The sequence below is a fragment of the Pseudomonas sp. NPDC089406 genome (genome assembly GCF_044900265.1).
GTDB lineage: Bacteria > Pseudomonadota > Gammaproteobacteria > Pseudomonadales > Pseudomonadaceae > Aquipseudomonas > Aquipseudomonas fakonensis.
In genome coordinates, this window is the sequence record NZ_JBJDNC010000019.1 from 88,460 (window position 1) to 113,967 (window position 25,508).

The 25,508-nt window shown below is 63.8% G+C and carries 20 protein-coding genes; 8 read left to right on the forward strand and 12 right to left on the reverse strand.

What is annotated here, in order from left to right; all coding sequences use genetic code 11:
- Window positions 1-2: 2 nt before the first annotated feature.
- The 5 genes from ACI2KK_RS15230 to putP form a co-directional block, all read right to left on the reverse strand.
- Window positions 3-899, reverse strand: a complete 897-nt coding sequence (locus tag ACI2KK_RS15230) for an antimicrobial resistance protein Mig-14 (protein ID WP_404669512.1) — start codon at window positions 897-899, stop codon at window positions 3-5.
- Complete coding sequence (locus ACI2KK_RS15235) at window positions 899-2,029, reverse strand: glycosyltransferase (RefSeq protein ID WP_404669513.1); 1,131 nt, start codon at window positions 2,027-2,029, stop codon at window positions 899-901. The genes ACI2KK_RS15230 and ACI2KK_RS15235 overlap by 1 nt, the downstream gene beginning before the upstream one ends.
- Window positions 2,013-3,770: a carbamoyltransferase gene (locus tag ACI2KK_RS15240; protein ID WP_404669514.1), complete on the reverse strand. Its 1,758-nt coding sequence runs from the start codon at window positions 3,768-3,770 to the stop codon at window positions 2,013-2,015. The genes ACI2KK_RS15235 and ACI2KK_RS15240 overlap by 17 nt, the downstream gene beginning before the upstream one ends.
- 236 nt (window positions 3,771-4,006) lie before the next feature.
- Window positions 4,007-4,843, reverse strand: coding sequence for a 23S rRNA (adenine(2030)-N(6))-methyltransferase RlmJ (locus tag ACI2KK_RS15245; RefSeq protein ID WP_404669515.1), 837 nt, complete (start codon window positions 4,841-4,843; stop codon window positions 4,007-4,009).
- A gap of 166 nt (window positions 4,844-5,009) precedes the next feature.
- Window positions 5,010-6,485: a sodium/proline symporter PutP gene (putP, locus tag ACI2KK_RS15250; protein ID WP_404669516.1), complete on the reverse strand. Its 1,476-nt coding sequence runs from the start codon at window positions 6,483-6,485 to the stop codon at window positions 5,010-5,012.
- A 360-nt stretch (window positions 6,486-6,845) separates the two neighbouring features.
- Between putP and putA the strand changes: the two genes are divergently transcribed.
- Window positions 6,846-10,799 carry a trifunctional transcriptional regulator/proline dehydrogenase/L-glutamate gamma-semialdehyde dehydrogenase gene (putA, locus tag ACI2KK_RS15255; protein WP_404669517.1) on the forward strand — a complete coding sequence of 1,318 codons (3,954 nt, stop codon included), beginning with the start codon at window positions 6,846-6,848 and terminating at the stop codon, window positions 10,797-10,799.
- A gap of 90 nt (window positions 10,800-10,889) precedes the next feature.
- Here putA and ACI2KK_RS15260 read toward each other — a convergent pair whose 3' ends face one another.
- The 6 genes from ACI2KK_RS15260 to ACI2KK_RS15285 all read right to left on the reverse strand — a co-directional run bounded on the left by ACI2KK_RS15260 (window position 10,890) and on the right by ACI2KK_RS15285 (window position 14,362).
- Complete coding sequence (locus ACI2KK_RS15260) at window positions 10,890-11,399, reverse strand: hypothetical protein (protein WP_404669518.1); 510 nt, start codon at window positions 11,397-11,399, stop codon at window positions 10,890-10,892.
- 346 nt (window positions 11,400-11,745) lie between these two features.
- Entirely contained in the window at window positions 11,746-12,174 is a 429-nt protein-coding gene (locus tag ACI2KK_RS15265) for a hypothetical protein (protein ID WP_404669519.1), read from the reverse strand.
- 70 nt (window positions 12,175-12,244) lie between these two features.
- Window positions 12,245-12,664, reverse strand: a complete 420-nt coding sequence (locus ACI2KK_RS15270; RefSeq protein WP_404669520.1) for a hypothetical protein — start codon at window positions 12,662-12,664, stop codon at window positions 12,245-12,247.
- Between the two features lie 8 nt (window positions 12,665-12,672).
- Complete coding sequence (locus ACI2KK_RS15275; protein WP_404669521.1) at window positions 12,673-13,389, reverse strand: hypothetical protein; 717 nt, start codon at window positions 13,387-13,389, stop codon at window positions 12,673-12,675.
- A gap of 333 nt (window positions 13,390-13,722) precedes the next feature.
- Entirely contained in the window at window positions 13,723-13,983 is a 261-nt protein-coding gene (locus ACI2KK_RS15280) for a DUF3077 domain-containing protein (protein ID WP_404669522.1), read from the reverse strand.
- A gap of 136 nt (window positions 13,984-14,119) precedes the next feature.
- Complete coding sequence (locus ACI2KK_RS15285; protein ID WP_404669523.1) at window positions 14,120-14,362, reverse strand: hypothetical protein; 243 nt, start codon at window positions 14,360-14,362, stop codon at window positions 14,120-14,122.
- A gap of 575 nt (window positions 14,363-14,937) precedes the next feature.
- On the opposite strand from ACI2KK_RS15285, the gene ACI2KK_RS15290 reads away from it, so the two are divergent.
- The 4 genes from ACI2KK_RS15290 (at window position 14,938) to ACI2KK_RS15305 (ending at window position 20,505) form a co-directional block, all read left to right on the forward strand.
- Window positions 14,938-15,747 carry a DUF3800 domain-containing protein gene (locus ACI2KK_RS15290; protein ID WP_404669524.1) on the forward strand — a complete coding sequence of 270 codons (810 nt, stop codon included), beginning with the start codon at window positions 14,938-14,940 and terminating at the stop codon, window positions 15,745-15,747.
- A 99-nt stretch (window positions 15,748-15,846) separates the two neighbouring features.
- Window positions 15,847-17,643, forward strand: coding sequence for an acyl-CoA dehydrogenase (locus ACI2KK_RS15295; protein ID WP_404669525.1), 1,797 nt, complete (start codon window positions 15,847-15,849; stop codon window positions 17,641-17,643).
- A gap of 91 nt (window positions 17,644-17,734) precedes the next feature.
- On the forward strand, window positions 17,735-19,177 hold the full coding sequence (locus tag ACI2KK_RS15300) for a TldD/PmbA family protein (RefSeq protein WP_404669526.1): 1,443 nt from the start codon (window positions 17,735-17,737) through the stop codon (window positions 19,175-19,177).
- Window positions 19,177-20,505 (forward strand): TldD/PmbA family protein, encoded by a 1,329-nt coding sequence (locus ACI2KK_RS15305; protein ID WP_404669527.1) that lies wholly within the window; start codon window positions 19,177-19,179, stop codon window positions 20,503-20,505. The genes ACI2KK_RS15300 and ACI2KK_RS15305 overlap by 1 nt, the downstream gene beginning before the upstream one ends.
- 100 nt (window positions 20,506-20,605) lie before the next feature.
- On the opposite strand, the gene ACI2KK_RS15310 is transcribed toward ACI2KK_RS15305, so the two are convergent.
- Window positions 20,606-21,199, reverse strand: coding sequence for a hypothetical protein (locus ACI2KK_RS15310; RefSeq protein ID WP_404669528.1), 594 nt, complete (start codon window positions 21,197-21,199; stop codon window positions 20,606-20,608).
- 120 nt (window positions 21,200-21,319) lie between these two features.
- Here ACI2KK_RS15310 and mdtD point away from each other — a divergent pair, with 120 nt between their 5' ends.
- From mdtD to ACI2KK_RS15325, 3 genes are all read left to right on the forward strand, one after another.
- Entirely contained in the window at window positions 21,320-22,747 is a 1,428-nt protein-coding gene (gene mdtD / locus ACI2KK_RS15315; RefSeq protein ID WP_404669529.1) for a multidrug transporter subunit MdtD, read from the forward strand.
- Between the two features lie 109 nt (window positions 22,748-22,856).
- Entirely contained in the window at window positions 22,857-24,194 is a 1,338-nt protein-coding gene (dbpA, locus tag ACI2KK_RS15320; RefSeq protein ID WP_404669537.1) for an ATP-dependent RNA helicase DbpA, read from the forward strand.
- Between the two features lie 132 nt (window positions 24,195-24,326).
- Window positions 24,327-25,508 carry an NAD(P)/FAD-dependent oxidoreductase gene (locus ACI2KK_RS15325; protein WP_404669530.1) on the forward strand — a complete coding sequence of 394 codons (1,182 nt, stop codon included), beginning with the start codon at window positions 24,327-24,329 and terminating at the stop codon, window positions 25,506-25,508.

Sequence of the window (25,508 nt, forward strand, 5' to 3'; positions counted from 1 at the left end):
GTTCAGACCTGGTAGACGTTGACGGGGGTGCACCAGCGGTCCTTGTACTCCCGGTCGGCCCGGCCGAAGGAGAACCGCAGCGGTTTGCCCAGGGCTCGCGCATCATCCCAGGCGGCCTGGGTGTTGAGGAAGCTCAATACGCTACCGGGGCTGAAGGCCCGGGTTTCGGGGTCGACACCGCCGTTTACGTACTCGACGCTGACCCAGCCCGGCGCCTCGACACGATACACCAGCTGAATCGCGATCGGCGCGCCGTCGAGCAACAGCACCGAGCCGATCAGCAAGTGGCCGATACGCTCGAGCACCTCGGCCAGGCGCTCGGCACCCACTGCCGGGAAGCCCCAGCGGCGCTGGAACAGGTCGCAGTACATCGCGGCAATCTGCGCCGGGGTGAATTCACCGATCGGCCGTACCACCCCGCCCGCCTCTTCCAGCAGGCGCAGTTCGCGGCGCTGGTTGTAGCGAAACTTCTTTGAAAGGTCTTCGTGCGGGCGGGCCATGGCCAACTGCACCGGCTGGGCCTTGAGGCCGGTGAAACGGCCCTGGTTGAGCTCCGACAGGTAGCCCCCGGTATGGCGCAGCGGGGCCTGCGCATCGGCTGCGGCCGGCAGGATGATCTCGGCATTGCCCAGGTCGAACAGGCCCTTCTTGCCCTGGCGCTTGAGCACCTCCTTGGACAGCGCCAGGTGGCGCCCCCAGGCCGGTACCGCCGCCTTCAATTCACCGCCCTGCAGCCAGCCCAGGTAGCGCACCGGAATCTGCGCAAGATCAGCCAGTTGCTCGACCACCAGCGGATGGGTGGCGACACTGCCACCGAATTGCTGCCACGCCTGGCCGTAGGCCGCCGCATCGATAACCTCCCAGCCGCGTTCGCGCCAGGCCTGGATATGGTTGAGCATCAGGCCTCCGCGACCAGCGCGCGTACTTGGGGCAATTGCCAGAAGGTGTCACGTACTGCCTGGTCGCTGAAGCGCTCGCCCAGGCGCTGCAGCATGTGCTGCGCGCAGGCGGCGCGCTGGCCGGCATCGAGCCCGGCCATGTGTTGCAGGCCCTGGGCCAACTGCCCGGCGTCCCCCAGCGGGAACAGCACACCAACCCCTTCGACCACTTCACGGGCGCCGCCACAGGCGGTTGCCAGCAGCGGTACACCGGCGACCATGGCCTCCAGCAGCACCATGCCGAACGGCTCGTGGTCGGAGCTCAGGGCAAACACGTCGAACGCCTGGAAGTAACGGCGGGCATCCGGCACCTGGCCGAGGAAGTCCACCTGGCCTTCGATGCCCAGCTCGCTGGCCAGCGCCTTGAGCTTGCCCTCCAGCCGGCCCTTGCCGAGGATTGCCAGGCGGGCGCCGGACGGCAAGCCCGGCAACGCCTGGGCAAAGCCGCGCAGCAGGGTGGCCTGGTCCTTGTCCGGGTGCAGACGGCCGACATTGCCGACCACCCAGGCATCGTTACCCAGCCCCAACACGCGACGCGCCTCGTCGCGGGGCACGAGATTAGCCTGCAGCGCCTCGACATCGATGCGGTTGTACAGGGTCTGGATGCGTTCGGCCGGCCACTGCGGCAGGCAACGGCGCATGTCGTCGCGCACCGCATCCGACACACCCAGCAGGCTCAGGCGCTGGCGGAACAGGTTGGCGAACAGGCGCCGCCCCTTGCGCTGGTAGTCGCTGAACGCATGGTGCACGCCGATCACCGGCAGGCCGGTGCCCAGCAGGGCGACGTAGATGGGCTTGAAACGGTGGGCGATGCAAAAGCTGAAATCACGCTGCGCGGCGATTTTGCGCAGCGCACGGATGGCGCCCAGCTTCAGGCCGCGCACGGCGGCCGAGCTGAACTCCATGAACAGCACCTCGTCCGAGGCGCAGCCGGCCGCGACCTGCGCGTCGGCTGCCCCGGTGAGGAACACGGTGGTGACCTTGTAGCCGCTGCCCTGGAACAGGCTGGCGTACTGACGGGCGCAATCGAGAAATGGCCCGTCGTAGCCATGGCAGAACTGCAGGATACGCGGCTCAGAGCGGCTGGTCATAAGGCGCAGCGCCGTCCTTCACCACCAGGATGTCTTCCATGATCAGGTACTGCAGGTCCGAGCCGAAGAACATGTTCAGCGCATCGGTCGGCGAGCAGATCATCGGCTCGCCACGGCGGTTGAGCGAGGTGTTCAGCGACACACCGTTGCCGGTGAGCACTTCCAGTGCCTTCATCATGTCGTAGTAGCGCGGGTTGTACTCGCGCTTGAGCACCTGGGCGCGGGAGGTACCGTCCTCGTGCACCACTTCCGGTACGCGGGTCTTCCACTCTTCAGCCACTTCGAAGGTGAAGGTCATGAAGGGTGCCGGGTGGTCGATCTTGATCATCTGCGGCGCCACGGTGTCGAGCATCGACGGGCAGAAAGGTCTCCAGCGCTCGCGGAACTTGATCTGGTGGTTGATGCGGTCAGCCACGCCCTCGACGCTTGGGCAACCGATGATCGAACGACCGCCCAGGGCGCGCGGGCCGAACTCCATGCGGCCCTGGAACCAGGCCACCGGGTTGCCGTCGACCATGATCTTGGCGATCTGCTCGGGCATGTTGTCGAGCTTGCGCCAGACAGGCTGGCTCGGGTGACGGGCGCAGGCGGCGATCACGTCCTCGTTGGAGTATGCAGGGCCGAGGTAGACGTGCTCCATCTTCTCGACCGGCACGCCACGGGCGTGGGACACGTAGGCCGCAGCGCCAACCGCGGTACCGGCATCGCCGGAAGCCGGCTGGACGAACAGCTCTTTGACGTCGTCGCGGGCGATGATCTTCTGGTTCAGCTTGACGTTCAGCGCGCAGCCACCGGCAAAGGCCAGCTTGCCGGTCTCTTTCAGCGTGTCGCCCAGGTAATGGTCGATCATCTGCAGGGCGAGCTTCTCGAACAGCGCCTGCATGCTGGCTGCGTAGTGGATGTACGGCTCGTCGGCGATGTCGCCTTCGCGTTTCGGGCCCAGCCACTCGATCAGCTTGGGCGAGAAATAGAAGCCTTTGCCCTGCTCTTTATAGCGGCGCAGGCCGATGACGTTGGCGTACTCGGTGTTGATCACCAGCTCGCCGTTTTCGAAGCTGGCCAGGCGCGAGAAATCGTACTTGCTGGCATCGCCGTACGGCGCCATGCCCATGACCTTGAACTCGCCATCGAGCATCTCGAAGCCGAGGAACTCGGTGATCGCGCCGTACAGGCCGCCCAGCGAGTCCGGGTCGAAGAATTCCTTGATCTTGTGGATCTTGCCGTTCTCGCCATACCCGAAGAAAGTCGTGGCGTACTCGCCTTTACCGTCGATGCCCAGGATCGCGGTTTTCTCTTTGAAGCCCGAGCAGTGGTAGGCGCTGGAGGCGTGGGCCAGGTGGTGCTCGACCGGTTCGATCTTGATCTTCTTCGGGTCGAAGCCCAGTTGCTCCAGGCACCAGACGATCTTCTTGCGGTAGCGCTTGTAGCGGCGGTTGCCCATCAGCAGCGCATCGAGGGCGCGGTCCGGGGCGTACCAGTAGCGCTTGGCGTAGTGCCAGCGGGCCTTGCCGAACAGGCTGATGGGGGCGAACGGAATGGCCACCACATCGACATCCGACGGCTTGATGCCAGCCTGCTCCAGGCAGAACTTCGCCGACTCGTAGGGCATGCGGTTCTTCGCATGCTTGTCACGCACGAAGCGCTCTTCTTCGGCGGCGGCAATCAGCTTGCCGTCGATGTACAGGGCCGCGGAAGGGTCATGACTAAGGGCGCCGGACAGGCCAAGAATCGTCAGTGCCAAGGGTCTAGCCTCTCAAATCGATAGGAGTGCGCCACCGGACCATGCGGGCGGATGGCGGCTAAAGGGGCGGGATTATAACGCAAACATGAGGGCCTGCACGGCCCTTGTAGGAGCGGCCTTGTGTCGCGAAAGGGGCGCGAAGCGGCCCCGGCCCTCAGTTTCGCGGCCAAGAATGCCGGGGCTGCTTCGCAGCCCTTTCGCGACACAAGGCCGCTCCTACAGGGCTCAGCGCAGGATTACTCGGCGATCAGCCAGTCCATACGGAAGCTTCCGGCAGTCTGCGCCAGCTCTTTGGCCAGCCACGGCAGCAGGGTCTTGAGCTCGTCCTCAAGGCCCCACGGCGGGTTGGCGATGGCCAGGCCCGAGCCGTTCAGTCCCTGCGGGCTGTCCTGGTGGTGCACGTACAACTCCACCCGCAGCAGCTTGGGCGCGCCGGTGCTGGTCAGGTCCTGGTAGAAGCGGGTCAGCGAGCGCTGATCCTTGATCGGGTACCAGATGGCTGCGACGGTCTGGCGCATGCGCCTGATTGCCTCTTTCATGGCCACGCAGCAGCGCTTGAGCTCGTCGGCCTGCTCGAACGGCGGGTCGATCAGCATGATCGCGCGTTTTTCCTGCACCGGCAGCAAGGCCCGGGCGATGTGCCAGCCTTCACCCAGGTGCACGGTGACGCGCGGGTCCTTCTTCATGTTCTCTTTGAGCAGCGCACCGTCTTCGGGGTGCTTCTCGTTGAGCTGCGCGCGGTCCTGCTGGCGCATCAGGCGCCGGGCAAGTTCGGGCGAGCCCGGGTAGTAGCGCAGCTCGCCATCGGGGTTCAGGCGCTTGATGATGCGCAGGTAGTCGGCTGTGGTTTCCGGCAGGTCGTCGCGATTCCACAGGCGGGCTACGCCCTCCAGGTACTCGCCGGTGCGGGTCGCCTGGTCGCCCTGCAGGTCATAAAGGCCCAGGCCTGCGTGGGTGTCGATGTAGGCGAACGGCTGCTCCTTGCGCGACATCAGGGCGATGAGGCGGGTGAGCACGATGTGCTTGAGGACGTCGGCGTGGTTGCCGGCGTGGAAGGCGTGGCGATAGTTCATGGTGGCTCCTGCTAAGGCGGCAAGTTTACCTTGCCTTGCAGGCGGCGTCAGGTATGCCAACCGATCGGCGGTGGCGCATTCGCGGGTAAACCCGCTCCCACAGGGCAATGCATGACCTGTGGGAGCGGGTTCACCCGCGAAGCAGCAGAAGCAGGCCTGTCAGGCGTTACTTGTCAGCGTGATACGCCTTGTCTGCCACTTCGAAGCGCGAAACCATGCTGCCCGACGGGCGGCCCAGCTTGCTCACCAGCACGATGGCGATAGTCGCGAGCAGGAAGCCCGGGATGATTTCGTACAGGCCGGTGTTCAACTGCTTCCAGAAGATCACCGTCAGCGCACCGATCACGATACCGGCCAGGGCGCCGTTACGGGTCATGCCCTTCCACAGTACCGACAGCAGCACCACCGGACCGAAGGCCGCGCCGAAGCCAGCCCAGGCGTAGGCCACCAGGCCCAGCACGCGGTTATCCGGGTTGGCGGCCAGGGCAATGGCCACCAGCGCCACGGCCAGCACCATCATGCGCCCGACCCACACCAGCTCGACCTGCGAGGCGTTCTTGCGCAGGAAGGCCTTGTAGAAGTCCTCGGTCAGGGCACTGGAGCACACCAGCAGCTGGCAGCTCAGGGTGCTCATCACTGCGGCCAGGATGGCCGACAGCAGCACACCGGCAACCCACGGGTTGAACAGGATCTTGGCCAGTTCGATGAATACGCGCTCGTGGTTCTCGTTAACCGGGCCGGCGAGGTCTGGGTTGGCCGAGAAGTAGGCGATACCGAAGAAGCCCACGGCGCAGGTACCGGCCAGGCACAGGATCATCCAGGTCATGGAGATGCGGCGGGCGTTGGCGATCGACTTCACCGAGTCGGCCGCCATGAATCGCGCCAGGATGTGCGGCTGGCCGAAGTAGCCCAGGCCCCAGCCCATCAGCGAGATGATGCTGATGAAGGTGGCGCCCTTGAGCATGTCGAAGTTGGCCGGGTTGACCGCCTCGATGGCTGCGAAGGTCTGGTCGAAGCCGCCGGTGGAAATCAGCACGATCACCGGGGTCAGGATCAGCGCGAAGATCATCAGCGAGGCCTGCACGGTGTCGGTCCAGCTCACCGCCAGGAAACCACCGACGAAGGTGTAGGCGATGGTCGCGGCAGCACCGGCCCACAGCGCGGTCTCGTAGGACATGCCGAAGGTGCTTTCGAACAAGCGGGCGCCGGCGACGATGCCCGAGGCGCAGTAGATGGTGAAGAACACCAGGATGACGATGGCCGAGATGATCCGCAGCAGGCCGCTGTTGTCTTCGAAGCGGCTGGCGAAATAGTCCGGCAGGGTCAGTGCATCGCCGTTGTGCTCGGTCTGCACCCGCAGGCGGCCGGCAACGAACAGCCAGTTCAGGTAGGCGCCGACGGTCAGGCCGATGGCGATCCAGGCCTCGGACAGGCCGGCGAAGTAGATGGCGCCCGGCAGGCCCATCAGCAGCCAGCCACTCATGTCGGAAGCGCCGGCAGAGAGCGCGGTGACCACGCTGCCCAGGCTGCGACCGCCGAGGATGTAGTCGGAAAGGTTCTTGGTGGAGCGATAGGCGGCGAAGCCGATCAGCACCATTGCCGCGATGTAGATCACGAAGGTGATCGTAATTGGATTGCCCATGCGTGTGCCCTGGCGTTTGTTTTTATCTCTTGCAACCGCACGGCGTAACGGCGGTTGCACCCAGGCGGCGCATCCTATGCAACAACATGAACCAGGCGCAACCACTTTTCATTTGCAAGTTGCACCATTCGGTGAACCGCACACAAATACCGCTTTTTTGCTCCATTTCGGAGCAAACGTAATGTTTTTCAGAATAATACGCACCATAAGTGCCCGCACAAAGCCTGTGCAAAGGCGCTCCTGACGAGTTGCACCTGCGCTTCGAAAAAAACGGGTTGCACCCGGTTGCACCCGAATTGTCCTACAGGCTAATCTTGCCCTCAGCTGAGGCCACGCCCGTGGCAATAATGAGGATAAGAAATGGCGACGACCACCCTTGGGGTCAAACTCGACGACCCTACCCGTGAGCGACTCAAGGCCGCTGCGCAGTCCATCGACCGCACGCCGCACTGGTTGATCAAGCAAGCGATCTTCAACTATCTCGAGAAGCTCGAGGGTGGTGCCACCCTGAACGACCTCAACGGTCACGCAGCCGCGCTGGGCGACGATGCCGGCGAGGTGGCCACCGACCACGCCCACCAGTGCTTCCTGGAATTCGCCGAAAGCATCCTGCCGCAGTCGGTGCTGCGCTCGGCGATCACCGCCGCGTACCGGCGCCCCGAGCAGGAAGTGGTGCCGATGCTGCTGGAGCAGGCGCGCCTGCCGGCCGCCCAGGCCGAGGCCACCAACAAGCTGGCTGCATCGCTTGCAGACAAGCTGCGCAACCAGAAGAGCGCCGGTGGCCGTGCCGGTATCGTCCAGGGCCTGCTGCAGGAGTTCTCGCTGTCCTCGCAAGAAGGCGTGGCGCTGATGTGCCTGGCCGAAGCCCTGCTGCGCATCCCCGACAAAGGCACCCGTGATGCGCTGATCCGCGACAAGATCAGCACCGGCAACTGGCAGCCGCACCTGGGCAACAGCCCGTCGCTGTTCGTCAACGCCGCCACCTGGGGCCTGCTGCTGACCGGCAAGCTGGTCAGCACCCATAACGAATCCGGCCTGACCTCCTCGCTCACCCGCATCATTGGCAAGAGCGGCGAGCCGATGATCCGCAAGGGCGTCGACATGGCCATGCGCCTGATGGGCGAGCAGTTCGTCACCGGCGAAACCATCGCCGAAGCCCTGGCCAACGCCAGCAAGTTCGAGTCCAAGGGCTTCCGCTACAGCTACGACATGCTCGGCGAAGCCGCGCTGACCGAGCACGATGCGCAAAAGTACCTGGCCTGCTACGAGCAGGCGATCCACTCCATCGGCAAGGCGTCCCATGGCCGTGGCATCTATGAAGGCCCGGGCATCTCGATCAAGCTCTCGGCCCTGCACCCGCGCTACAGCCGCGCGCAGTACGAGCGGGTGATGAGCGAGCTGTATCCGCGCCTGCTGTCGCTCACCCTGCTGGCCAAGCAGTACGACATCGGCCTGAACATCGACGCCGAAGAAGCCGACCGCCTGGAGCTGTCGCTGGATTTGCTCGAGCGCCTGTGCTTCGAGCCGTCGCTGGCCGGCTGGAACGGCATCGGTTTCGTCATCCAGGCCTACCAGAAGCGCTGCCCGTATGTGATCGACTACGTCATCGACCTGGCCAAGCGCAGCCGCCACCGCCTGATGATCCGCCTGGTAAAAGGCGCCTACTGGGACAGCGAAATCAAGCGCGCCCAGGTCGAGGGCCTGGAGGGCTACCCGGTGTACACCCGCAAGGTCTACACCGACGTCTCCTATATAGCCTGCGCGCGCAAGCTGCTGGCCGTGCCGGAAGCCATCTACCCGCAGTTCGCCACCCACAACGCCCACACCCTGTCGGCCATCTACACCATCGCCGGGCAGAACTACTACCCGGGCCAGTACGAGTTCCAGTGCCTGCACGGCATGGGCGAGCCGCTGTACGAGCAGGTGGTGGGCAAGGTCGCCGAAGGCAAGCTGAACCGCCCGTGCCGCGTGTACGCCCCGGTCGGCACCCACGAAACCCTGCTGGCCTACCTGGTGCGCCGCCTGCTGGAAAACGGTGCCAACACCTCGTTCGTCAACCGCATCGCCGACCACTCGATCTCCATTCAAGAGCTGGTCGCCGACCCGGTCACCAGCATCGAGCGCATGGCCACCCAGGAAGGCGGCATCGGCCTGCCGCACCCGCGCATCCCCATGCCGCGTGAACTGTACGGCAGCGAGCGGGCCAACTCGGCCGGCATCGACATGGCCAACGAACACCGTCTGGCTTCGCTGTCCTGCGCCCTGCTGGCGACTGCCCACAATGACTGGAAGGCCGCCCCGCTGCTGGCCTGCGCCACCAGCGAGCAAGCCGCAGCGCCGGTACTCAACCCGTCCGACCACCGCGACGTGGTCGGCCAGGTGCAAGAAGCCAGCGTCGCCGACGCCAGCAACGCCGTGCAGTGTGCGGTGAACGCCGCACCGATCTGGCAAGCCACCCCGCCGGCCGAGCGCGCCGCCATTCTGGAGCGCGCCGCCGACCTGATGGAGGCCGAAATCCAGCCGCTGATGGGCCTGCTGGTGCGCGAAGCCGGCAAGACCTACGCCAACGCCATCGCCGAAGTGCGCGAAGCGGTGGACTTCTTGCGCTACTACGCGGTGCAGGCGCGCAACGACCTGCGCAACGACAACTGCCGCCCGCTGGGCCCGGTGGTGTGCATCAGCCCGTGGAACTTCCCGCTGGCAATCTTCTCCGGCCAGGTGGCCGCAGCCCTGGCTGCCGGTAACCCGGTGCTGGCCAAGCCTGCCGAGCAGACCCCGCTGATCGCCGCCCAGGCCGTACGCCTGCTGCTCGAAGCCGGCATCCCCGAGGGCGTGCTGCAACTGCTGCCGGGCCGCGGCGAAACCGTCGGTGCCGGCCTGGTCGGTGACGAGCGAGTCAAGGGCGTGATGTTCACCGGCTCCACCGAAGTTGCCCGCCTGCTGCAACGCAACATCGCCGGGCGCTTGGACAACCAGGGCCGGCCGATTCCGCTGATCGCCGAAACTGGCGGGCAGAACGCCATGATCGTCGACTCCTCGGCGCTGACCGAGCAGGTGGTGATCGATGTGGTGTCCTCGGCCTTCGACAGCGCCGGCCAGCGTTGCTCGGCCCTGCGCGTGCTGTGCCTGCAGGAAGATTCCGCCGACCGCGTGATCGAAATGCTCAAGGGCGCCATGGCTGAAAGCCGCCTGGGCAACCCCGAGCGCCTGTCGGTGGACATCGGCCCGGTGATCGACGCCGAAGCCAAGGCCGGTATCGAGAAGCACATCCAGGGCATGCGCGACAAAGGCCGCAGCGTCTACCAAGTCGCCATCGCCGATGGCGCCGAGGTCAAGCGCGGCACCTTCGTGATGCCGACCCTGATCGAGCTGGAAAGCTTCGACGAGCTGCAGCGCGAGATCTTCGGCCCGGTGCTGCACGTGGTGCGCTACAACCGCAAGAACCTCGACCAGTTGATCGAGCAGATCAACGCCAGCGGCTACGGCCTGACCCTGGGCGTGCACACCCGCATCGACGAGACCATCGCCAAGGTGGTGGGCAACGTCAACGCCGGCAACATGTACGTCAACCGCAACATCGTCGGTGCCGTGGTCGGCGTGCAGCCGTTCGGTGGTGAAGGCCTGTCCGGCACCGGCCCGAAAGCCGGCGGCCCGCTGTACCTGTACCGCCTGCTGTCGACCCGCCCGGCCGACGCCATCGCCCGCCACTTCGCCCGCACCGACGCCGATGCGAAGGTGGACACCGCCCTGCGCGACCAGCAGCTCAAGCCGCTGACCCTGCTCAAGAGCTGGGCCGAAGGCAACCAGCAAGCCGAGCTTGCCGCCCTGTGCGCGCAGTTCGCCGAGCAGACCCAGAGCGGCATCACCCGCGTGCTGCCGGGCCCTACCGGCGAGCGCAACACCTACACCGTGCTGCCACGCGAGCACGTGCTGTGCCTGGCCGACAACGAAGCCGACCTGCTGGCGCAGCTGGCAGCGGTGCTGGCGGTGGGCAGCTCGGCGGTGTTCCAGGACGGCGAGCCGGCCAAGGGCCTGCGCGGCCGCCTGCCGAAAGAGCTGCAAGCCAAGGTCAAGCTGGTGGCCGACTGGAGCAAGGATGAAGTGGCGTTCGACGCGGTCATCCACCACGGCGACTCGGACCAGCTGCGCGGCATCTGCGAGCAGGTGGCCAAGCGTGCCGGGGCTATCGTCGGGGTCAACGGGCTGTCCAGTGGCGATTACCAGATTGCCCTGGAGCGGCTGGTGATCGAGCGGGCGGTAAGTGTGAACACCGCCGCGGCGGGTGGTAACGCCAGCTTGATGACCATCGGTTGATGGTGACGGGGTGAATGAAAAGGAGAGCTTCGGCTCTCCTTTTTTATGGGCGATGAACCGGCCTCAAGTGGGCAACCTCAGCGCTCCCGGCTACTGAATCCAGCTGATGACTACCAGCAGCAATCTCAGCATGAGGGAAGCAGCCACGGACAGGACGATAACACCCCACAGGAACAGGCCGGGTGTCATCCAGATCCAATTCGCCCAGGTTAAACGGGAATTCTGAGTACCCTGTGGGTCACCTGCGAGCAGATTGGCAGCGAGTTGAAGTTTGACCTCCACCCCTATCATCACTGCATTGGCCACAATCACAAAGGGTAGAAACCAAACTGGATCAATGACCTCAACCACTAGCCCTGAGTAGATCTGGCATATAAACACGGCCAAATAGGGCAGGAACAATGCTGCTGGAAACCAACGCCTACCCAGACCTTCGCGAACCAGATCTCGATCAAGCCGCCTGAGCAATGGATAGAGATAAAAAATGAGGAGGAGCGCCCTGGCCAACGGCCAGATTCGATCGCCTGTTGCGCGGCGCTGATGGACCCAGTGGCGATGAAAGCAAAACCACCAATATAAGCCCAGAGTGAAGAAGCTCATCAAAGCCAGCTTCCATGGAGAAACTACGAAATACGCAGGAGTGCGTATGTTATGGGTGGTGTTTTCATCTGGCATCTATCTTACTCAATAAACATTTCTCAAGTGCCATTCAATACATTTCGACTGAAAAGTGCAGCCTACCCGGGTCTGAACAAGCCGCCAGACCGGTACTACAGTGAAGTAGTAAATCCACTCAATCAGCGTAGGAAAATTCCCTTGCATTTGACCGTCACTGTTTTACTGACAGCGATACGCCGAGAACAAAAAGCTCTGAAACGTGAATTGCTGGACAGTAGAGAAGGACTGCCACCGCCAGCTGTCAAACAATAGGGAAAACCGGAGGAATTTACCTAGCCTCTCTGAAAAACCAAAGGCTCCAGCCCTTGGCCAGTTCGGACACCACTACCAGTGCAATCAGCATCATCGAGCCGGAGGCGGAGTAAATACCACTGTATACGAACAGGACAGTAGCCGAGGGCGCGAACAGGAACAATCTGAGCGGCAACTGCGCCCAGACCAACCGCCGCGCCCACTCATTTCGACGCAACAATAAAATACAGCTGGCGATAATGGACAGTTGGACCCCCCAACCGAGCGCGACCAGAAATATTGCATAGCTGCCATGATCATCGATCAGTTTTATCGCGTTCAGCGCATCTGAGTAGAAGGGCACACGCTGAGCCAATAAACTTTTTAATACGTAGTTGACCATGAAAAGTGCATCCAGTAGCCCCCACCCCCACCACACGAATTTGTGCGCTGTTGCTTCACCCATTTGTTGCCTCCGTTTCCCCGCGGTACATCGCCGGCAAGCCCAAGCAACACATGACTTGCAGCCAAGTACATCAGTCACGGTTTTTCCAGAGCCACCAAAGACTCCAGACTTTAGCCACCTCTGAAGCAACGATCAGGCTCAACCATACTGCTGTACTGGTATCAGGCAATAGCAAAATCAAGGAAAACGATGGAACTATGAACAAAATTCGAAAAGGCGTTTGAATGCCAGCCACGTAGACTGCGCACGCGCTCCCCAAGCAAAGCAATACGCTACTGGCCACAAGGGATAACTGAGTGACCAGCCCCATCCACACTATAAACTCAAGCCCTCCCCCCCACTGGTCCATATTTGCAAGGGCGGCAGTGAAATCACTGAAAAAGGGCGCAACGCCTCTTTTCAGGCTACTGAATATCACGAAGAAGATATAAAAAGCATCCATCGCCCCCCAAAAAAAACCGATCCACCGCACTGACGTTATCAAATCCATTTTGCAGGTCATTTGTCGTTAAACTCGTACTCTTCGTTTTTAATAACCGGTCGCCAATGCCATGAGGACCCGGACACGTCCCAGGCATCATCCGCCTCTACAAAAATTTGCGTGACTATACGCTCCTGCCCATATTTATGGTTTGCCGAAGAAGGCGCAAAATTTAGTTCGTTTTTGCCAAGCGGCACCCACGCCTGAGTGACCGTTCTCGTCGTATTCGCATAATCTTTTTTGGACGACAAGAAAGCTCGTCCCTCCTCCCCTCTTGAAACCAAAAAATTAGCTACGAAGGCAGCACTCGAAGCAAGCCTGTTAACACGTATAGAGGTTATTTTCCATTTACCCGGCCCGCTCGTTGCAGAGACTGCCGGCTCAACCTTAAGGGCAACACGTTCTACCTGGCGGCCTACCGACTCGTTTGAACTCTCATACCCGCGGTACCAAGCACCGCTCCAAAAATCGTAATTGGCCGGTTTGAAAGGAACAAATGGATCAGCGCAAGCAAGGAGCCAATCTTCCTTCTCGACCCTTGAAAGGATTATCTTTTTTGGCATTGGTTCCAGGCACTGATTGGTATAGAACCCACAATCACGAATCAGGTCTATCAACCCAGGCAGCCAAAACGGATTAACCAAGGCACGTTCGACATGTGAAAGTGCAAAAAAAGGCGTCTCGAATAGGTAATACGGGTAACGAGCTACGTCCCTGCAGGGTATGAGTCGCATGGTGCTCTCCAAAAACGTTGGAAAGCTCTAGTGAATCGCAATTACCTCAATACAGGATTGTCGGCCACTTCCCATTCCTAGGTAGGAATTTTCTCTACTGAACATCAATACGAAATCAAGCATTTGGCTTTGATATTTCTTTCGTTTGGCATTCATCCACCAACACGCTCTTACTGGTTCCCCAGCTGAGATATTCAAAGAGGGTGATAGGTGTGCGGCAAGTGTATTTCGGCGCCTGTGAGATTGAGCGCCGCCCGCGCGGCGCATCGCCGGCAAGCCGGCTACAGGTGATCACGCTCCGCTGTAGGAGCCGGCTTGCCGGCGATGGGGCCTTCAGCCCTTCATCCCCAGTTCGGCATCATCCATCAGCGCCTTGGCCAGCCCGCTGAGGTAGTGCGAGGCCCAGACCAGTTGCGGGTTCTCGTCCATCACGCCGCTGAGGGTCAGGTCGCGCACGCAGCCCATCAGCTCCGAGGCCTGCTCGCGGGCCTGCCGGCACGGGATGCCGGGTTCGATGCGGAACAACGGTTGGGTGTGGCCTTCGCCTTGGTAGAAGCAGGTTTTGCCGACGGTGGTTTGGTGTTCGGTGATCATTATTCGTTTCCCCTGAAAATTTCAGCGCCTGTCAGGGCTCTATCGCCGGCAAGCCGGCGCCTACAGGTGATCGCGCTCCCCTGTAGGAGCCGGCTTGCCGCGATAGGGCCAGCCCAGGCAACGCAAGCCTTGCGGCCTAGTGCATCACCCGCGCCTGCTGCGGCATCTGCACCTGAGCCAACGCCAGTTCAAGCAACGCTTGCAGCGACTCCATTTCATGCATGGACGCCATCATCAGCACCGTGGCCGGTGTTCGGGGTTTGTGCATTACGGCCTGATGGGCCACGGTCAGGGCGCACAGGACGTACTCCGAGGCCTGAACCAGGGTGTCTTCGAGGGAATGGGGATGAAGGGGTGGGTCGGGGACAATCTTCAACATAGCTACCTCTTGCTGATCAAGTGGGACCACCACCCGTTGCTGTCAAACAAGAAGGTGGCAGCTGCATGTGGGTTGACAGACCGGTCAGCAAGAGCAAACCCCGGCGCACCACGAAGGTGCCCCACATACAGCCGCCATAAAGGCAAAGCCGTTGAGCGTACTCTTGATAGTCGGCCTGTCAAAGCCGGTCGCTGTTTCGCAACGACCGCCCGAGACTAGGGGCCAACCCAGCACACCGCAATGGCTTGAAAGGGGCTGGGAGCATGTTTGGGAAATGGACTACAAGCAATAGGGAAAAGCTTAAAAATTGCACACAAATCGTAATGACCCAAACGTTCGCCAAGCGCGCTCGGGAAAGCATAAACCCTGCGCCACACCTGCTCATGCCAAGGCCAGCTTGCCTGGTGATTCCAAAATCTAGGCAGCTCAAAATGCGGAAACATCTCTTCCCGCCTGATGGCTTGACTCACCCTCCTCCGGGTGCATAATTCCGCTCAGGACGCGACCAAGGTCGCTCCGTCTCCGAGGCCCGGCACACCTAGTGTGCCGGGCTTTCGTGTTTATGGAGATATGACATGTACGTCGCTTACCTTGATGAGTTTGGCCACATTGGCCCGTTTGTCTCAAAAGAAGACCCTTCGTTCCACACCCATCCACTCTTTGGCCTCGCGGGGCTGGTGCTCCCTGCTACAAAAGTCCGCGAGTTTTCCGCGTTCTTCTTCAATCTGAAAAAGAACGTGCTGGGTGCAAAGATCGAGAAAACCGGCACGCACCCCGCAGCATTCGAGGAGAAAGCGTCCACATTCTTCAAGGCCAGCCAGTTCAACGGCCAAAGCCGCGCCCGGCGATACAAAATCGACGCGGTGAACCGAATCCTCACCAAGGTCCGCTTGCTGGGCGGGTTTTTCTTCTATGTCGGTATCGAGAAAGACAAATCACCGGGCAACTCGAATGCCAAAGGCCTGTACAAGATCGTCCTGCGCGAAGCGATCAAACGCTTGAACGACGAAATGGTGACAAGAAAAAGCCACTTCATGATCGTGCTCGATCAGCAGGACGACATGAACCACAAGAAGGAAAACGGCAACAGCATGCGCCTCGAACTCGTCAAGCAAGCCTCGTTTTCGATGTTTGGTGAAGAACGACGCATGACGCTGATTGAGCCTCCCATTCAAGTGGAGAGCCACCTGTACCAGACCATCCAATGCGCTGACTGGATTTGCGGCCTGGTGGGCAAAACGACGTATTACAGCACCCGTCCGGCTGAGTGCCCGACCTACAAGGTCTTTCACGACCTCTTCGCCGAACGGCTCGCAATGACTCAGCGTCGAAGCGGAGTACGCACGCGGAAAATTCCGAATGCAGAAGGTATCGATTCGGTCTGATTACCCTGCGTTCTTGGCCATTATCAATGCGCCTGATGGAACTCTTCAGGCGTATTGCGCCTCGCTAGACTCCGAGGCAAATGTTCCAGGACCGCCACCATGCCCGAGACCCTGCTCAGCCCCCGCAACCTGGCCTTCGAGCTCTACGAAGTGCTCGACGCCGAAGCCCTCACCCAGCGCCCGCGCTTCGCCGAGCACAGCCGCGAGACCTTCGACGCCGCGCTGACCACCGCCCGCACCATCGCCGAAAAGTACTTCGCCCCGCACAACCGCAAGGGCGATGAACACGAGCCGCGCTACGTGGACGGCCGCGCCGAGCTGATCCCGGAGGTGAAACCGGCCGTGGATGCCTTCCTCGAAGCAGGCTTTCTCAACGCCAACCGCGACTTCGAAGTGGGCGGCATGCAGCTGCCTAGCCTGGTCTCGCAAGCCTGCTTCGCCCACTTCCAGGCGGCCAACGCCGGCACCACGGCCTACCCGTTCCTGACCATGGGCGCGGCCAACCTGATCGAAAGCTTCGGCACCGACGAGCAAAAGCGCCTGTACCTGCAACCGATGATCGAAGGCCGCTACTTCGGCACCATGGCCCTCACCGAGCCCCACGCCGGCTCCTCGCTTGCCGACATTCGCACCCGCGCCGAGCCTGCCGGCGATGGCAGTTACCGGCTCAAGGGCAACAAGATCTTCATCTCCGGCGGCGACCACGAGCTGTCCGAAAACATCGTGCACATGGTCCTGGCCAAGCTGCCGGGCGCGCCGGCCGGGGTGAAAGGCATCTCGCTGTTCATCGTGCCCAAGTACCTGGTCAACGCCGACGGCAGCCGCGGCCCGCGCAACGACGTGCTACTGGCCGGGCTGTTCCACAAGATGGGCTGGCGCGGCACCACCTCCACCGCGCTGAACTTCGGCGACAACGGCCAGTGCGTGGGCTACCTGGTGGGCCAGCCGCACCAGGGCCTGGCCTACATGTTCCAGATGATGAACGAGGCGCGCATCGGCGTGGGCATGGGCGCGGTGATGCTTGGCTACGCCGGCTACCTGTATTCGCTGGAGTACGCCCGCCAGCGCCCGCAGGGCCGCCTGCCGGACAACAAGGACCCGCACAGCTCGGCGGTGCCGATCATCGAGCACAGCGATGTGAAGCGCATGCTGCTGGCGCAGAAGGCCTACGTTGAAGGCGCGTTCGACCTGGGCCTGTACGCCGCCCGGCTGTTCGACGACACCCACACCGGCGCGGACGAAGCCGCCCGTAACCAGGCCCAGCAACTGCTCGACCTGCTGACCCCGATCGTCAAGTCCTGGCCCTCGGCGTATTGCCTGAAGGCCAACGAGCTGGCAATCCAGATTCTTGGCGGCCACGGCTACACCCGCGAATACCCGGTGGAGCAGTACTACCGCGACAACCGCCTGAACCCCATCCACGAAGGCACCGAGGGCATCCAGTCCCTCGACCTGCTGGGGCGCAAGCTTGCGCAGAACAACGGCGCCGGGCTCAAGCAGTTGATCCGCCTGATCGCCGGCACCTGCGAGCGCGCCAGCCACCACCCCAACCTCGACCCGCTGCGCCAGCCGCTGGAACAACTGGTCAACCGCCTGCAAGCAGTCACCTTGGCCCTGCTCGGCGACCTGGCCCAGGGCAAGGTCGCCGGTGCCCTGGCCAACTCGGCGCTGTACCTGAAAGCCTTCGGCCACTGCGTGATCGGCTGGCGCTGGCTGGAGCAGGCCATCCACGCCGAGGTCGGGCTGCTGAAAGGGCACGATCGCGACTTCTACCTGGGCAAGCTGCAGGCGGCGCGTTATTTCCTGACCTGGGAAGTACCGCCCTGCCATCATGACCTCGCATTGCTCGAGGCCCGCGACGCGACGTGCCTAAAGATGCAAGAGGGGTGGTTCTAGGCGTTGTTCGAAAAGTCGCCTTGCCTGATCGACGCGCAGGCACTTTTCGTATAAAGCCTAGGGGAAGCCACCGTAAAACGGAGATCCCCGCATGTTCGATTCCAGCGCCTTGTTGCGCCAGCGCTTCGCCGCGCTGCGCAGCACGGCCGAACTGTTCTCGCTTCGCCATGTGAAGCAGTCGCACCAGTCACTGTCGGTTCGGCGCAACGTCGCCGAGCCGCCGCACTTCAGCCAGGACGAAGGCGCCATGCTCAGCGTGCGGGTGAACGGCGTCGAGGCCTACGCGGCCACCGCCGACCTGTCGCAAGCCGGCCTGCAGCGCGCCCTGGAGCAAGCCGAAGCCCTGGCCCGGCGCATCAGCCCCCACAGCCTGCTCGACTTGAGCGGCCAGCCGGCACCCAGCCAGCGCCACGACCACCTCTCGCCCAACCTCGACCAGCCGCTGCCAAACCTGGCCGACTGCCTGGCGCTGCTGGCTGGCGAATCGGCCAGCGTGCCCAAGGACAGCCGCCTGGTGGACTGGCAGGCGAGCCTGGGCATCACCCAGGTCGAGCAGACCTACCTGAACAGCGCCGGCGCCGAGCTGCGCCACGCCCAGCGCTTCGTCTTCCCGGGCCTGGGCGTCACCGCCAGCGACGGTCAGGACAGCCAGAGCCGCACCTTGGGCCGGGAGAACTTCGGCCAGCAGGGCGGCTTCGAGGTGATCGAGCGCTGCGGCCTGGTGGGCGCCGCCCGCCGCGTGGCCGACGAGGCCCTGCAACTGTTGCTGGCGCCCAACACCCCCAGCGGCGTGCGCGATCTGTTGCTGATGCCCGACCAGATGATGCTGCAGATCCACGAATCCATCGGCCACCCGCTGGAGATGGACCGCATATTGGGCGATGAGCGCAACTACGCCGGCACCAGCTTCGTCAAAGCCAGCGACTTCGGCCACCTGCAATACGGCTCGAACCTGCTCAACGTGACCTTCGACCCGGGCATCAGCGAAGAACTGGCCAGCTACAGCTTCGACGACGACGGCACCCCGGCCAGCAAGCAGTACTTGATTCGCGAAGGCCGCCTGCTGCGCCCGCTGGGCGGTGCGCTGTCGCAGCTGCGCTCGGGCCTGGACGGGGTGGCCAACAGCCGCGCCTGCGGCTGGAACCGCGCGCCCATCGACCGCATGGCCAACCTCAACATCGAGCCGGGTGACCAGTCGCTCGAACAACTGATCGGCGGCATCGAGCACGGCATCCTGATGCGCACCAACCGCTCCTGGTCGATTGATGATGCGCGCAACAAGTTCCAGTTCGGCTGCGAATGGGGCCAGCTGATCGAAAACGGCGAGCTCAAAGGCGTGGTGAAGAACCCCAATTACCGCGGCATCTCCGCCGACTTCTGGCGCAACCTGTCGGCGGTGGGCGACCGCAGCACCTTCCAGGTGCTCGGCACACCCAACTGCGGCAAGGGCGAACCCAACCAGGTGGTGCGGGTCGGCCATGCCTCGCCGGCCTGCGTGTTCCGCCAGATCGACGTATTCGGAGGGGACGCCTGATGAGCGCTTATCAACAACGTTTCGAAGAGCTGCTCGGCGCCCTGCGTACAGCGCTGCAGCCGGGCGAGCAGTTCACCCTCGGCTACAGCGCCGAGCAGTCGCAGTTCGTGCGCCTGAACCACGCCAAGGTGCGCCAGGCCGGGCTGGTCAGCCAGGCCAGCGTGCAACTGCGCCTGGTCAGCGACGGCCGCCAGGCCGAGCAGCAGATCACCCTGGGGGATGACGCAGAGCTGGACCGCCAGCGCCTGCACGCGGCGCTTGCGCAACTGCGCCAAACCTTGCCGCTGCTGGCGCTCGACCCATACCTGAGCCTGGACCAAAGCGCCTGGCACAGCCACAGCCTCCAGGAGCAGGCACTGCCTGAGCTGGACGACGTGCTGGCCCTGGTCGAGTGCGAGGCCGGTGATCTGGACCTGGTCGGCATCTACGCCGCAGGCCCTGTGTGCCGGGGCTTTGCCAGCTCATTCGGGGCCTTCGGCTGGCATCAGGCCAACAGTTTCAACTTCGACTGGAGCCTGTTCCACGCCAACGGCCAGGCCGTCAAAGCCAACTACGCAGGCCAGGCCTGGAGCGGTGAGGCGTTCAGCGCACGCCTGCGCCAAGCCCGTGAACAGCTGCAGCACCTCGGCCGCCCGGCCATCACCCTCAAGCCCGGCAGCTACCGCGCTTACCTGGCGCCAGCGGCCATGGACGAGATCGCCGGCATGCTCGGCTGGGGCGGCTTTTCGGCCCAGGCCCTGGCCACCGGCAACAGCCCGTTGCAGCGCCTGTACAACGGCGATGCGCGGCTGAGCCCGCTGGTGTCGTTCGACGAGCAGGTGACAGGTTCGCTGAGCCCGGCGTTTTCCGACGAAGGCTCGCCGCGCCGCGACCTGCGCCTGGTCGCCGAAGGCCAGGCGCAGCAGCGGCTGGTCAGCGCCCGCAGCGCCGCCGAGTTCGCCCTGGCCGCCAACGGCGCCGACAGCTACGAGGCCCCCTGCGCGCTGAGCCTGGCACCGGGCGACCTGCCCACGGCGGACATTCTCGAACGCCTGGGCACCGGCCTGTACATCAGCAACCTGTGGTACCTGAACTACTCCGACCTGCCGGCGGCCCGCATGACCGGCCTGACCCGCTTCGCCACCTTCTGGGTGGAGAACGGCCAGATCCAGGGGCCGGTGAGCACCATGCGTTTCGATGACAGCTTGTACAACCTGCTGGGCAGCCAGCTGGAGGCGCTGACCTGCGAGCGCGAGATGATCCTGTCCACCAGCACCTACGGGCAGCGCAGTACCGGGTCGAGCCACCTGCCGGGGGCGCTGGTCAAGGGGTTGACCCTGACCTTGTGATTGGCAGGTCTGGCCCTATCGCCGGCAAGCCGGCTCCTACAGAAACGCGCCCCCCCTGTAGGAGCCGGCTTGCCGGCGATAGGGCCAGCACAGGCCACCCTCAATCAGGCTGATACCGCTCTTCCAGCTGCTGGCGCCACGCCTCACTGGCCTCAAACCGGTCAAACCAAGCCTTGCGCCCCTCAGCACCCTGCGCCTTGAACCACGGCTCCAGATACAGATCCTCGTAGTACGCCTGGCCGCCCTGCAGGTTGCCACCCCACCACCGCACCTCAAATTCAGGGAACGCCACCCAGGGCGGCGGCGGCGCGAACCCTGCCTCGTTCAGCGCCACCAGCAGCGCCTCACTGTCGGTAACCAGGCGCACAGTCAGCGCGTTGAACTCCCGGTCCGAAACCTTGAGCAGCAGGCGCTTGCCGCCCTCACGGCCGCGATACCCATCCCCGTCCTGTTCGAACCCTTGGTCGATCAGGCTCCAAAAGCGCGCGCCATCGCTGGCATCCAGCAGCATCTGCCAATACCGGGCGCCAACACCCCTTTCCATCAGGTCCAGGGTGAACCCTGAGCACGGAGTCGGCACATCCGGGCTCGCCTTACCGCCGAACTGGGTCTTCAATTGCTCGATGGAATAACCGAGCACCTGCTCCTGCGGCTCAGGCCGGAACAGCCTGCGCAGGCGTGTCAAAAAAGGCATGATGTGTTCTCCATAACCACCGCCAGGCGCCCACGGTAGACGCGCCGGCAACCCGAGGCAACGCTCACGCACCGCCAACACCTTGCAAAGGGACAGTCGCCCACCCGCTCCGAGGACCCCATGCCCGACCGCGCCCCGCTGGACCCCGTTACCGCCCGCTGGCTGCCCTGGGTGGTGGCCATCGCCTTCTTCATGCAGTCGCTGGACGGCACCATCCTCAACACCGCGCTGCCGGCCATGGCCCGCTCGCTGGCCGAAGACCCGCTGCGTATGCAGGGCGTGATCATCGCCTACATGCTCACCGTGGCCCTGCTGATCCCGGCCTCGGGCTGGATCGCCGACCGCTTCGGCACCAAGCGCATCTTCTTCGGCGCCATCTTGCTGTTCAGCTTTGGCTCGCTGCTGTGCGCCATGGCCAACAGCCTGGGCTTTCTGATTTTCGCCCGCATCGTCCAGGGCCTGGGCGGCGCGTTGATGCTGCCGGTGGGGCGGCTGGTGGTGCTGCGCGCCTACCCGCGCACCGAACTGGTGCGCATCATGAGCTTCATCACCATCCCCGGCCTGCTCGGCCCGCTGCTCGGCCCGACCCTCGGCGGCTGGTTGGTGGAGATACTGAGCTGGCACTGGATCTTTTTGCTCAACCTGCCGGTGGGCGCACTGGGCTGCTACGCGGTGTGGAAGTTCATCCCCGACCTGCGCGGCGCCGAGCGCACCCGCTTCGATACCCCGGGCTTCTTGCTGTTCGGCGCAGCGATGGTGCTGATCACCATCGCCATGGAGGGCCTGGGCGAGCTGCACCTGCCGCACCTACGGGTGATGTTGCTGCTGTTCGCCGGCATGGCGTGCCTCGCGGCCTACTGGCTGCGCGCCGGGCACGACCCGGAGCCGCTGTTCTCGCCGTCGCTGTTCCGCGTACGCACCTTCGCCATCGGCATCCTCGGCAACCTGTTCGCCCGCCTGGGCAGCGGCGCCCTGCCCTTTCTGGTGCCGTTGCTGCTGCAGGTAGCGCTGGGCTACTCGCCGGCCCAGGCCGGCATGAGCATGATCCCCCTGGCGGCGGCGGCGATGGTCGCCAAGTCGGTGGCGCGGCCGCTGATCGAGCGCCTGGGCTACCGCATCGTGCTCACCGGCAACACCCTGCTGCTGGGCCTATTGCTGGCAAGCCTGGGGCTGGTGACCGAGCAGACGCCCTACGCCCTGTTGCTGGTGCAGTTGGCGTTGCTGGGCGCGGTGAACTCGATGCAGTTCACGGCGATGAACACGGTGACCCTGATCGACCTGGACGACGCCAGCGCCAGCAGCGGCAACAGCCTGCTGTCGGTGGTGGCGCAGCTGTCGCTGAGCCTGGGCGTAGCCTGCGCCGGTGCGCTGCTGGGCGGCTTCACCGCCGCCGGCAGCGCCGATGGCGTGGAAACCACCCTGGGGGCGTTCCAGCTGACCTTCGTCACCATTGGCCTGATGGCCATGCTGGCAGCGGCGATCTTCCTGCAGCTGTCGCCGACGGACGGAAGGCGCGCCCGTCGTCCGGAACATCACGTCGAGTCGTAGGGCGAATGGCCACGAGGCTGGTAGACTGTGCGGCATTTTTGCATTGCAGCAGGCCCGCCTCGTGACCCTCGAAACCACCGCCTTTGCCACCCTTCCGCTGTCCAACGCCATGCTGGCCAACCTGGACGCGCTGGGCTACGCCTCGATGACGCCGATCCAGGCCCAGAGCCTGCCGGTCATCCTCAAAGGCCAGGACCTGATCGCCCAGGCCAAGACCGGCAGCGGCAAGACCGCCGCCTTCGGCATCGGCCTGCTCAACCCGATCAACCCGCGCTACTTCGGCTGCCAGGCCCTGGTGCTGTGCCCCACCCGCGAGCTGGCCGATCAGGTGGCTAAGGAGCTGCGCCGCCTGGCCCGCGCCGAGGACAACATCAAGATCCTCACCCTCTGCGGTGGCGTGTCGCTGGGCCCGCAAATCGCCTCGCTGGAGCACGGCGCGCACATCATCGTCGGCACCCCGGGGCGCATCCAGCAGCACCTGGACAAAGGCACCCTGCGCCTTGACGGCCTCAACACCCTGGTGCTGGACGAAGCCGACCGCATGCTCGACATGGGCTTCTTCGACGCCATCGCCGCGATCATCGGCAAGACCCCGTCGCGCCGCCAGACCCTGCTGTTCTCGGCCACCTACCCGGCCGGCATCGAGCAACTGGCCAAGGACTTCATGCGCCAGCCGCAGCAGGTGAAGGTCGAGGCGCTGCACAGCGACAACCAGATCGAACAGCGCTTCATCGAAATCGACCCGCAGCAGCGCCTGGAGGCGGTCACCCGCGTGCTCGGCCACTTCCGCCCGCAGTCCTGCGTGGCGTTCTGCTTCACCAAGCAGCAGTGCGAAGACCTGGTGACCCACCTGACCGCCAAGGGCATCCATGCCCAGGCCCTGCACGGCGACCTGGAGCAGCGCGACCGCGACCAGGTGCTGACCATGTTCGCCAACCGCAGCAGCTCGGTGCTGGTGGCCACCGACGTGGCCGCCCGCGGCCTGGACATCGACGGCCTGGACCTGGTGATCAACGTCGAGCTGGCCCGTGACGCTGAGATCCACGTGCACCGCGTGGGCCGCACCGGCCGTGCCGGCGAAAAGGGCACGGCGATTAGCCTGGTGGCCCCGGCCGAGGGCCACCGCGCCCAGGCCATCGAAGACCTGCAAAAGCAGCCGCTGCGCTGGGAACAGCTGGACAACCTCAAGAGCAAGGGCGGCGAGCCGCTTCTGCCACCGATGACCACCCTGTGCATCGGCGCCGGGCGCAAGGACAAGCTGCGCCCGGGCGACATCCTCGGCGCGCTGACTGGCGATGCGGGGCTGCCGGGCAAGCAGGTGGGCAAGATCGCGATCTTCGACTTCGTGGCGTTCGTCGCCGTGGAGCGCGCGGTGGCCAAGCAGGCCATGCAGCGGCTGAACAGCGGCAAGATCAAGGGCCGCGCCCTGAAAGTCCGCATCGTTTAACCAGTTGACCATACCGTGGGAGCGGGCTTGCCCCGCGATGAGGCCAGATCAGGCAATGACATTGCCCCTGCTGACGCCATCGCGGGGCAAGCCCGCTCCTACGCACCTCCTACTTCGCCAAAGGTTCCAACCGTGCACTCCACCGACGTGATCATCCTCGGCGCCGGCGCCGCCGGCCTGATGTGCGCCCAGCTCACCGCCAAGCGTGGCCGTCGGGTGCTGCTGCTCGACCACGCCAACAAACCGGGCAAGAAGATCCTCATGTCCGGCGGCGGGCGCTGCAATTTCACCAACCTGTACACCGAGCCTGCCAACTTCCTGTCGCACAACCCGCACTTCTGCAAGTCGGCGCTGGCCCGCTACACCCAGTGGGACTTCATCGAGCTTGTGTGCAAGCACGGCGTGCCGTACCACGAGAAGAAGCTCGGCCAGCTGTTCTGCGACAACAAGGCCAGCGACATCCTCGACATGCTGCTGGCCGAGTGCGACCAGGCCGGCGCCGAGCTGCGCATGAACACCAGCATCGAGCAGATCGAAAAGACCGACGCCGGCTACGTGCTGCAGACCAGCGCCGGCCCGTTCGCCTGCCAGTCGCTGGTGATCGCCACCGGCGGCCTGTCGATCCCGACCCTGGGCGCCACCGGCTTTGGCTACCAGGTAGCCCGCCAGTTCGGTCACGAGCTGCTGCCGACCCGCGCGGGGCTGGTGCCATTCACCATCACCGAGCCCCAGCTCAAGGCACTGTGCACCGAGCTGTCCGGCACCTCGCTGGACTGCGTGGCCAGCTGCAACGGGGTGAGTTTTCGCGAGAACCTGCTGTTCACCCATCGCGGTCTCAGCGGCCCGGCGATTCTGCAGATCTCGTCGTTCTGGGAGGCCGGTGACACGGTCGAGATCAACCTTTTGCCCGACCGTGTTGCGCTGGAGTGGCTGCAAGGCCAGCAGGTCGAGCGCCCCAACACCGAGCTTAAGACCGTGCTGGGCGAGGTGTTCACCCGCAAGCTGGCCAACCTGCTGGCCGAGCAGTGGTTCGTGTCGAAACCGCTCAAGCAGTACACACCGGCAGAGCTTGTGCAGATAGCTGAAACACTGGCGGCCTGGCAGGTGGTGCCGGCCGGCACCGAGGGCTACCGCACCGCCGAGGTCACCCTGGGCGGCGTGGACACCCGCGAAGTGTCGTCCAAGACCATGGAATCGCTGAAAAGCCCAGGGCTGTACTTCATCGGCGAAGTGCTGGATGTGAGCGGCCACCTGGGGGGGTTCAACTTCCAGTGGGCGTGGGCTTCGGCCAACGCCGCAGCGCAGTTCGTGTAG

What these genes read in the sequence shown, in the direction of transcription:
- putA (WP_404669517.1), top strand. Translation starts at nt 6,846, where the DNA reads ATGGCGACGACCACCCTTGGGGTCAAACTCGACGACCCTACCCGTGAG.
- dbpA (WP_404669537.1), top strand. Translation starts at nt 22,857, where the DNA reads ATGCTGGCCAACCTGGACGCGCTGGGCTACGCCTCGATGACGCCGATC.
- putP (WP_404669516.1), bottom strand. Translation starts at nt 6,485, where the DNA reads ATGGGCAATCCAATTACGATCACCTTCGTGATCTACATCGCGGCAATG.
- ACI2KK_RS15305 (WP_404669527.1), top strand. Translation starts at nt 19,177, where the DNA reads ATGAGCGCTTATCAACAACGTTTCGAAGAGCTGCTCGGCGCCCTGCGT.
- ACI2KK_RS15300 (WP_404669526.1), top strand. Translation starts at nt 17,735, where the DNA reads ATGTTCGATTCCAGCGCCTTGTTGCGCCAGCGCTTCGCCGCGCTGCGC.
- ACI2KK_RS15290 (WP_404669524.1), top strand. Translation starts at nt 14,938, where the DNA reads ATGTACGTCGCTTACCTTGATGAGTTTGGCCACATTGGCCCGTTTGTC.
- ACI2KK_RS15295 (WP_404669525.1), top strand. Translation starts at nt 15,847, where the DNA reads ATGCCCGAGACCCTGCTCAGCCCCCGCAACCTGGCCTTCGAGCTCTAC.
- mdtD (WP_404669529.1), top strand. Translation starts at nt 21,320, where the DNA reads ATGCCCGACCGCGCCCCGCTGGACCCCGTTACCGCCCGCTGGCTGCCC.
- ACI2KK_RS15270 (WP_404669520.1), bottom strand. Translation starts at nt 12,664, where the DNA reads ATGGATTTGATAACGTCAGTGCGGTGGATCGGTTTTTTTTGGGGGGCG.
- ACI2KK_RS15310 (WP_404669528.1), bottom strand. Translation starts at nt 21,199, where the DNA reads ATGCCTTTTTTGACACGCCTGCGCAGGCTGTTCCGGCCTGAGCCGCAG.
- ACI2KK_RS15245 (WP_404669515.1), bottom strand. Translation starts at nt 4,843, where the DNA reads ATGAACTATCGCCACGCCTTCCACGCCGGCAACCACGCCGACGTCCTC.
- ACI2KK_RS15265 (WP_404669519.1), bottom strand. Translation starts at nt 12,174, where the DNA reads ATGGGTGAAGCAACAGCGCACAAATTCGTGTGGTGGGGGTGGGGGCTA.
- ACI2KK_RS15285 (WP_404669523.1), bottom strand. Translation starts at nt 14,362, where the DNA reads ATGTTGAAGATTGTCCCCGACCCACCCCTTCATCCCCATTCCCTCGAA.
- ACI2KK_RS15280 (WP_404669522.1), bottom strand. Translation starts at nt 13,983, where the DNA reads ATGATCACCGAACACCAAACCACCGTCGGCAAAACCTGCTTCTACCAA.
- ACI2KK_RS15230 (WP_404669512.1), bottom strand. Translation starts at nt 899, where the DNA reads ATGCTCAACCATATCCAGGCCTGGCGCGAACGCGGCTGGGAGGTTATC.
- ACI2KK_RS15260 (WP_404669518.1), bottom strand. Translation starts at nt 11,399, where the DNA reads ATGAGCTTCTTCACTCTGGGCTTATATTGGTGGTTTTGCTTTCATCGC.
- ACI2KK_RS15275 (WP_404669521.1), bottom strand. Translation starts at nt 13,389, where the DNA reads ATGCGACTCATACCCTGCAGGGACGTAGCTCGTTACCCGTATTACCTA.
- ACI2KK_RS15235 (WP_404669513.1), bottom strand. Translation starts at nt 2,029, where the DNA reads ATGACCAGCCGCTCTGAGCCGCGTATCCTGCAGTTCTGCCATGGCTAC.